Genomic DNA, 1,533 nt, shown 5'->3' on the forward strand with positions numbered 1-1,533 from the left:
GCGCCGGACGGGGGGCGTCGGCGGCGCTGAGAGCACGACGTGCGCGTTGGTGCCGCCGAAGCCGAAGGAGCTGATCCCGGCGACGAGTTCGCCGTCGTCGTCCCAGGGGCCGGTCTTGTCCACCACCTCGAAGGGAGTGCCCTCCAGCGTGATGCCGGGGTTGAGTTCCTGGAAGTGCAGGTTGCCCGGGAGGGTCCGGTGTTCGAAGGCCTTGATCACCTTGGTCACGGAGGCGACTCCGGCGGCGGGTTCCAGGTGCCCGATGTGGGACTTGACCGCGCCGAGTCGCACACGGCGTCCCGCGGCCCCCGGCACCAGCTGCTCCCAGGCCCGCTTCAGCGCGTCGATCTCGATCGCGTCACCCAGGACCGTGCCCGTCCCGTGGGTCTCGATGTAGCCGGTGCGGGCGGCGAGTTCGGGCGTGTAGGCGTCCAGGAGGAGGCTGTACTGGGCGTTGGGGTTCGGGGCGGTGAGCGAGTTGGCGCGGCCGCCGTGGTTCTCCGCCACGCTCTCCACGACCGCGCGGATGTCGTCGCCGTCGGCGAGGGCGTCCTCCAGGCGCTTGACGAGGAAGCTTCCGTAACCCTCTCCGCGGACATAGCCGTTGGCCGAGGCGTCGAAGGCCGCGCACCGGTGGTCCGGGGAGAGGAACCGCGCCGAGTGGAGCCCCTCGTTGATCTGGGAGTCGAGGATGAGGTTGACGCCGCCGACCACGGCCGCGTCGCAAACCCCGGCGCGCAGGTCGCGGCACGCCTTGACCAGCGCCACCAGGGAGCCCGAGCAGGCGGTGTCGATGACCGTGGAGGGGCCTCGCCAGTCGAACCAGGAGGAGATGCGGTTCGCGATGAGGCTCATGGAGTGCCCCACCAGGGAGTACGGGATCTGCCGCGCGCCGGCCCTGGCCTGGAGCAGCGCGTAGTCGTTGCCGGTGGCCGCCATGTAGCAGCCGGTGCGTGAGCCGCTCAGCTCGGAGGGGGCGTACCCGGCGTCCTCGAGCGTGTGCCACACGGACTGCAGCAGCAGCCGCTGGCGCGGGTCCATCCAGCTCGCCTCCCGGGGCGAGATGGAGAAGAACCGGGCGTCGAACCCCCTGATCCCGGGGAGGAATCCGGCGACCTCGCCGGGGAGCCGACGCTCACTGTCGGCCGGCCGGACGCAGTCCCTTCCGTCGAGCAGAGTCTGCCAGAACGTGTCGGGGTCCGGGCCGCCGGGCAGTACCGCCGCGAGGCCGACGATGGCCAGGCGGCTGCCGTCGCCGGTCCGCCGCGCAGCCGCCGGCCGGGCGCCCCGCGGCGTCCGGGGCCCGCTCACGCGTCCCATGGGGGCGCGCCCGTCCGTGAGCCGCGCGACGGTCTCCGCGACGACGCGCAGGGTGTTCATACGGTAGAAGTCGTGTGCGTGCACGACGACGCCGTACCGCTCGCTGATCCGCGCGGCGAGGACGTTGTAGCCGAGCGAGGTGACGCCTTGGTAGCCCAGGGGCCGGTCGATGTCCGGCTCCGGCAGGCTCAGTTAGCCGGCGACGATCTGACG

1 protein-coding gene is annotated in these 1,533 nt (G+C 72.1%); it reads right to left on the reverse strand.

Annotation, left to right across the window (positions count from 1 at the left end; all coding sequences use genetic code 11):
* Positions 1 to 1,404 (reverse strand): polyketide synthase (locus ACFW2E_RS46685; RefSeq protein WP_384478213.1); only part of this gene is annotated, 1,404 nt, incomplete at its 3' end.
* Between the last annotated feature and the right edge of the window lie 129 nt (positions 1,405 to 1,533).

Source organism: Streptomyces sp. NPDC058964 (assembly GCF_042741275.1).
Taxonomy (GTDB): Bacteria; Actinomycetota; Actinomycetes; order Streptomycetales; family Streptomycetaceae; genus Streptomyces.